At 42.2% G+C, this 6,797-nt stretch carries 6 protein-coding genes and 1 pseudogene; 3 read left to right on the top strand and 4 right to left on the bottom strand.

Annotation, left to right across the window (positions count from 1 at the left end):
* Nucleotides 1-690 precede the first annotated feature (690 nt).
* The gene (tdcB, locus tag ACF1X7_RS09790; protein ID WP_411162732.1) at nt 691-1,731 is read left to right on the top strand and encodes a bifunctional threonine ammonia-lyase/L-serine ammonia-lyase TdcB; all 1,041 of its coding nucleotides are present in this window, start codon (nt 691-693) and stop codon (nt 1,729-1,731) included.
* Nucleotides 1,732-1,768: 37 nt separating this feature from the next.
* Here tdcB and ACF1X7_RS09795 read toward each other — a convergent pair whose 3' ends face one another.
* Nucleotides 1,769-2,389, bottom strand: a complete 621-nt coding sequence (locus ACF1X7_RS09795) for an endonuclease III domain-containing protein (RefSeq protein WP_064776979.1) — start codon at nt 2,387-2,389, stop codon at nt 1,769-1,771.
* Nucleotides 2,390-2,436: 47 nt separating this feature from the next.
* On the bottom strand, nt 2,437-2,865 hold the full coding sequence (locus ACF1X7_RS09800) for a hypothetical protein (RefSeq protein WP_411162733.1): 429 nt from the start codon (nt 2,863-2,865) through the stop codon (nt 2,437-2,439).
* Between the two features lie 159 nt (nt 2,866-3,024).
* Here ACF1X7_RS09800 and ACF1X7_RS09805 point away from each other — a divergent pair, with 159 nt between their 5' ends.
* Both ACF1X7_RS09805 and ACF1X7_RS09810 read left to right on the top strand, forming a co-directional pair.
* Nucleotides 3,025-4,380 carry an FAD-dependent oxidoreductase gene (locus tag ACF1X7_RS09805; RefSeq protein WP_411162734.1) on the top strand — a complete coding sequence of 452 codons (1,356 nt, stop codon included), beginning with the start codon at nt 3,025-3,027 and terminating at the stop codon, nt 4,378-4,380.
* Between the two features lie 18 nt (nt 4,381-4,398).
* Nucleotides 4,399-4,731, top strand: a complete 333-nt coding sequence (locus tag ACF1X7_RS09810; protein ID WP_035186900.1) for a hypothetical protein — start codon at nt 4,399-4,401, stop codon at nt 4,729-4,731.
* Nucleotides 4,732-4,786: 55 nt separating this feature from the next.
* Here the strand turns inward: ACF1X7_RS09810 and ACF1X7_RS09815 are convergent, their stop codons facing one another.
* Nucleotides 4,787-6,568, bottom strand: a complete 1,782-nt coding sequence (locus tag ACF1X7_RS09815; protein WP_064776981.1) for a glycerophosphodiester phosphodiesterase — start codon at nt 6,566-6,568, stop codon at nt 4,787-4,789.
* Between the two features lie 100 nt (nt 6,569-6,668).
* Nucleotides 6,669-6,797: pseudogene (locus tag ACF1X7_RS09820) on the bottom strand (IS30 family transposase); the annotation flags it as partial.

A 6,797-nucleotide genomic window follows, 5' to 3' on the forward strand; every position in this document is an offset into this window, starting at 1 on the left:
GCTAGTGCGCCACGTTGAAAACGTGATAAAGTAGATGTACCCAAAGTAATCACTCCCTATATTGGTTGGAATTAGCTACTACCATTGTAAGTGATTGCTTTGGGCTTTTTAATTTCTGTTCGGATTAATTATAGAATTTGCCTTATTAAAAAAACGAAATGCGATACGGTGATGAAAATTATTGTATCAGGGCTTGCTTTTGGGTGTGCGCATCAGCTGAAAATTGACTATAATTGGCTTATTTATTGTTCATTTGGATGGATATTGGGCAGTACCTATTTTTGAACGAAGGATATTAGATGTTCAATAGTGCTCCATATGCTCGTTAATCTTTTTTAATAGCGCATTGTAGATAAAATGATTTAAATGAACGATTATAATGACAGCTAAAAAGAGCGTAACGTTTATATAACGTTACGCTCTTTTGAGTTAAGCGGATAGTTTCGCTAAAAAGTTAACGACTGATTTGGTCATGTTGAACACCTCATCATTTTATTTCATGGCTATTTTAGTGCTATCTTGCTGGTTAAACAACTAGAATGAGAACTTAATAACCACCAAATGAAAGCGTTCTAATTTAAGACCGTTTTGTTTTGACAATGCTTGATAAGTGGCTTACATTTAATTGTGAAGGATAGCACAACCTATCCGCAGACATTTGTGTCAATTCAAATGGAAGAGGTGGCCAGAATGGCAACGAATCAATTAGTATTAAAAACCGCAGACATTTGCGATATCCGGGATATTGAGGAAGCACGGGCAATCATTAAACCGTATATTCGCGAAACACCTTTAATTCAATCGATGTTCTTGAGTCGTAATGTGGCGCACGGTCATGTCTATTTGAAATTGGAAAATATGCAGCTGACGGGATCGTTTAAATTCCGTGGTGCGAACAATAAAATTAACCATTTAACGCCAGAGCAACGGGCTAAAGGCATCATTACAGCTTCAGCCGGCAATCATGCGCAAGGGGTTGCATTGACCGCGAAGTTATTAGGGATTGATGCGACCGTTGTGATGCCAGAAGAAGCACCGCTTGCTAAGCAACAAGCGACCGCCGGTTATGGGGCGAACGTTGTTTTACATGGTGCGACTTTTAATGATTCGCGGTTGTACATGGAGCAGTTAGCAGCCGAAAAGGGCTTAACAATTGTCCATCCCTACGACGATCGCGAAGTCATGGCCGGCCAAGGGACAATCGGCCTTGAGATTTTGGATGCGATTTGGAATGTTGATACGGTGATTGTACCGGTTGGCAGTGGTGGCTTAATCTCCGGCATTGCGACGGCTTTGAAATCCTTTAACCCCTCAATTCACATCATTGGGGTTCAATCGGAAAACGTGCACGGGATGACGGCTTCATTTGAAGCAGGCACAATCACCAGTCATCATGCGGACTTCACGCTAGCCGATGGGACAGACGTTGCGATTCCAGGTGAACTGACTTTCCCAGTGGTTCAAAATCTAGTCGATGAAATGATTTTAGTTTCCGAAAAGGAAATCGCAACTGCGATGAAGGATCTCATGCAACGGACTAAGATTGTCACAGAAGGCGCTGGTGCATTACCAACGGCAGCACTGCTGAGTGGTAAAATTGATCCTCAATGGTTAACAGATAAAAATATTGTGGCTTTAGTTTCAGGCGGGAACGTTGATTTAACCCGCGTTTCGGGTATTATTGACCAACTCTTCCACCCAGCTGATACAAGCAAAGGGGTTGTTGGGTAATTAAAAAGCCGGCGTCCGTCTAAAAACGGATGTCGGCTTATTTTTGTGCTGCAAGAAAGGCTGGACCATGATCGTCAATTAGGGCGTGAAATTCTTGGCAGTCTTTAACAGTCATTTGGGGTAAGAGCTGTGGTTCAATAACCTGTTGTACCTTTAAATAGTGGAGGTCTTTTAAAGAACAGTGCTCTAGGTGAGCAATTAAGCGGCGGGCATATAAATCAGCGATAAAGACTGGGCGGTCGAAGACATATAATAAAATGACATCGGCTGTTTCCGGACCAATGCCTTTGATGGCAAGTAACTGGCGCCGTAGGTCAGTGGTGGTTGTCATCTGATTGAGCGTGTCTAAGTCAAAATCAACTGTCGCTAAAAATCGAAACAGCCCTTTAATTGTCCTGCTTTTAGCGTTATTGAAGCCGCTGGGTTTAATAGCCAACATAAGGGCTTCATCCGAAAGAGAAAGCAGATTGTTTGGCTCGAAGTGCGTACTTGATCGTAGATTGGCGAGCGAGCGGTCAACATTTTGCCAGTTTGTATTTTGAACTAGAACCGCGCCAACCATTGTTTCCCAATGGGAATCAGAAGGCCACCAGTGTTGCGGCCTATATTGCCGATACATTGTTTGAAAGAGTTGGTAGTAATCAATTTTACCGTTCATGAAAAATGTCTCCTTAACATAAAAAGACGCTACTTCACCTTTGGCAGTCACTTATTGTCAATTCGCTTGGTGCGCAGTTGTAGCAGTTTGGAAGTTGTGGCTAATGAGATGGTGGTCAAAATGATGAAAAAAGTGGTTGAAAGTAAGAAACGCGGCATCTGCGCCCCAGAAAATTTTAAAATAATCGTGGTAAGGGTACTAAAAGTGGTGAGGATGTTTAAAATCATGAGTGAAATTTCGTAGTTGCCCGATTGTTTCGAAATGACGTGGCCAGCGTATAATAAGCCAACGCCGAACAATATATATGAGAAATAGAAAATACCGAAGAAAACGATGAAAATAGTTAATGATTCTTTGGCGTAGACGAGAATATCGGTACTGGTAAAGATGCGAATCAAAGTATTTAGAATCTGATAGGTGAAATAAAGTGTTGCTAGATAGATAAAAGTGGAGAAGTTTCGTTTGATAAAGGCCATAGCAATCTCCATTGTTTTTTTATTGTAAAGCTTGTCATTATTCTAGCATGGAATTTAAGAATGGTCAGTTGAAAGTCAGCCGAGAATGCGTTTTTATTTGTAATTAATATCATCTGCGTTATACTTGAGTTGTATAAAATAGAACAAGGAGTGATCAATGTGAAAATTATCGTTGTCGGTTCATCTCATGGTGGATTTGAAACTGTTCAAGAAAATTTACTCGATTATCCGGATGCAACCATCCAATGGTACGAACAAGGCGATTTCCTATCGTTCTTATCCTGCGGGATGCAACTCTATTTAGAAGGGACCGTCAAAAACGTTGATGATGTCAGTTATGCGACACCAGAAGGCATGCGGGCAAAAGGGGTTGAAGTCAACCTACAACAAGCAATCACCGCGATTAACGCCGATCAACATACGGTCCAAGTGAAGGATTTAAAGAATAATACAACGCGTGAAGAAAGTTACGATAAGTTAGTCTTGAGTGTCGGCGCTGTGCCATTTGAATTACCAGTGCCAGGCCGTGATTTAGAGAATGTCTACGCAATGCGTGGCCGTGATTGGGCGATTAAATTAAAGGCGAAGACAGTTGATCCAACCGTTAAAAATGTTGTGGTGATCGGTTCTGGTTATATTGGCATTGAAGCGGCTGAAGCATTTGCTAAAGCTGGCAAACATGTTACAGTTGTTGATGTCTTGCCACGTCTATTAAGTCTCTATCTCGATCAAGAATTTACAGATCAATTAACGGCTGAAATGCAAGCGCACAATATCTATCCTGCAGTTGGTCAAGGCGTCAAAGAATATGTCGGCGTTGATGGTAAGCTAACTAAAGTTGTGACCGATCAAGCTGAATACAATGCTGACTTAGTCATCGAAGCTGCTGGGATTCGGCCTAACACAGGCTGGTTAAAAGATACATTACAACTCGACCGCAGCGGCCGGATTGAAATCAATGAATTCTTACAAACAAGCCAACCCGATATTTTTGCGGTCGGGGATGCAACGGTTGTAAAATACGCACCAACTGGCAAAGAAATGCCAATTGCTTTAGCAACGAATGCGCGTCGCCAAGGTCGCTATGCTGCTAAGAACTTAGTTACCGCCAACCAACCGGTACCCGCTGTTTCAGGTTCATCAGCATTGAGCGTCTTCGATTATCACTTTGCTTCAACTGGGATTAAAGAAGGAACGGCTGATAAAATGGGTGTGAAGACCCAATCTGTTTTGGTTTCTGAAACATATCGCCCACACTTCGTCCCTGAAGCAGAAAATCCAGTGGTCGATTTCAAATTAACCTTTGATCCAGAAACACGGCGTGTACTCGGTGCGCAAATCATGTCTAAAGCTGACGTGACGGCAAACATCAACGCCATTTCACTTGCCATTCAAGGTAAGATGACAATCGATGATTTAGCATACGCTGACTTCTTCTTCCAACCAGGTTTTGACCGTCCTTGGAACATCATGAACGTCGCCGCCCAAAAAGCACAACGACTTTTAGACAAATAAAGTGCAAGCAGCTGTCAATTGAAGATTGATGGCTGCTTTTTTGTGACCTTTTCTTTTGCAAAAGCCATTGTTATAATGAACAGCAATAAGACACATTGGGGCGTTAAAGATGTCAGAAAAATTCAAGCAGGATCTGATTGCCACTTTTTTGTGGTTAATATCCTGCTCGTTTATAAGTTAGGAAAAAAATGGGCAGCAACACAAGCTTTTTGTGCTGACATGGTTCGCCAAATAGGCTTGATGAAGACGGTGATTGTCATTGGATTCGTGTATTCAGCTGGTGTATTGCTCTTAACGGGGCTTACGCTTGGCTATTCAAGTGTAAGACGTTGGCTTAGAAAGAATCGCTAATAAAAAAGGATTGTGGATCGATAAAAATATCGATTCCCAATCCTTTTTTACTATATTACCCAATACCGATCACATAATATGCGAGTTTATCGGCGTAGTGTCGTTGGTTATTTTTTTGTTTAGCTTGCTTAACCGCGGTGAGATTGTCGGTGACCACGCCGTCTGCACCGAAATACATCATGCGTTGGACGGCTTGTTGATCATTGGGTGTCCAGACAAAGACGGCCTTATTTTCCTGATGTGCAGCTTGAATGAAGTGACTGTTGACAGTTGTCATTTCAACGGCATAAAAATCAGCGTTCGAAATTGGTGGGCCGATAAAATTAAAGGGGAGAATGTAGCCCGTTTGAATCTTCGGTGCTGCCTTTTTAACGGCCTCGACGATGTGCCAGTTTAAGGATTGCACCATGTGACCGTGAGCTTCGATTTTGGCCTGATACTTATTCAGGAAATGTTGCACCAAGCCGGGATTATCGGTGGTGGGTGTCTTAATTTCAATCAGTAGTTTTTGATGAAGCTGATTGGCGCGTGCAAGATAGTCATCAAATGAAGCAATTGGTGCGGATTGCCGATGTTCATGGACGGTCATTTTAGTCAGTTGCGCCAGTGTTTTAGACTGCGGGGTCCCTGAGTGCCCAGTGAGTGGGGCAAGTTGGAAGTCGTGAAAGACGACGAATTGGTGATCTTTAGTCAATTGCACATCCATTTCAACATAATCGGGCTTTAATCGGGTAGTTTTTCGCAGCGCACTAATCGAATTTTGGACGCCGTCTTTTTGCGAAACGCCACGGTGGGAAATGCTTAGCGGCTGCTGAATGGTTACTGAACGGAGATAGTCCCAATTATAAGTCCCAACGCCGATTAAAACGCAATTTGCTACGAATAATAACCAACGACCACTGAGCGGCACGCTTAATTTTAAGGTTGCATAGTTGAACGTCGGTTGCACAAATTGTGGGTCGGCCAACAAATAATCAATGACGATGAAAAAGACGGCGACTGTCGAAAGCACCAAGTTGATGAGCATAGCAGCTTGCAACAAGGTCATGATGACCACGGCACTTGGCAGTCCCACTGATGTGTGGGTTTCAATCAACGCTTGTAGTTGGATGAGTAGGAAAAAAGTGAGTCCCGTAAAGCCAATCAGTGCGGCACCGATTAAGAGTAGACGCCCCAGTAATGAGCCAGTTTTTTGATGTGTAAACCGCCAACTACTGGTCAACGCTTTTTTGAAAGTCATCTGCTGAAGAATGATGTTTGGTAGGGTGAAGATCAGCCGTAAGCCGAGATATAATAAGCCCAAATAGACAAGAATGAAAAGTCCCGCGACAATTCGCCGATTCATGAGAATATAATCCAGAATGAATGCCGGTATTTTAAACTTAGTCAATAAATCAGAATGATAGCCAAGCCCGCCCAGCGGTAAAATTAAAAGACAATAATATAGAAAGAAAAAGAACGTGCCAATTCGAAGGTGCCTGAGTTGCGCAAAAGTCATCTTCAGCAATGCCTGCAAAGCTAGCGGTCGTTTAATCTGAATAAAGTACACACTTAATAGAAGAAACGTGAATTCGAAGAAAGCCAGCAATAAAATTAGTAGCGCAATTCCTACGAGTGCTAACAGCGCAATCGGATGCTGATGAATAAGCGCTGGCAAGTTGCTCAACGCGAGAAACTGGATCTGATTATGTACCAGAATGAAGTAGCTGGCTTTACTCAAAAGCGGTAGACAAATTAAAAGCAAAAAGCCATGCATCAATAACACACTACGAAAATAGGCCTGGGACTGCTTTAAAAAAGTGAATGTACTTGTAAATAGGATTTTAAAATACTGCATTGAATGGGTGCTCCTCAATTGGACTCGTAATGAGATAATTGTACAACAAATATAGAAGCGTGTAATACCGATTAATCTTTGTATGTGGTAGATTGCAAATTTAATCCGAATTTTTGGACAAATTTGTCAGCATAACCTGATACGGTGTTTGCCAGTCGAGTATTTTAAGCGGTCGCTGGTTAATTTGGAGTAACGTCGTCGTTAAATCTTGAGCACTAATGTGCTCAAA

The organism is Latilactobacillus sp. VITA-14 (assembly GCF_046580785.1).
Taxonomy (GTDB): Bacteria; Bacillota; Bacilli; order Lactobacillales; family Lactobacillaceae; genus Latilactobacillus; species Latilactobacillus curvatus.

What these genes read in the sequence shown, in the direction of transcription:
- tdcB (WP_411162732.1), top strand. Translation starts at nt 691, where the DNA reads ATGGCAACGAATCAATTAGTATTAAAAACCGCAGACATTTGCGATATC.
- ACF1X7_RS09795 (WP_064776979.1), bottom strand. Translation starts at nt 2,389, where the DNA reads ATGAACGGTAAAATTGATTACTACCAACTCTTTCAAACAATGTATCGG.
- ACF1X7_RS09800 (WP_411162733.1), bottom strand. Translation starts at nt 2,865, where the DNA reads ATGGCCTTTATCAAACGAAACTTCTCCACTTTTATCTATCTAGCAACA.
- ACF1X7_RS09815 (WP_064776981.1), bottom strand. Translation starts at nt 6,568, where the DNA reads ATGCAGTATTTTAAAATCCTATTTACAAGTACATTCACTTTTTTAAAG.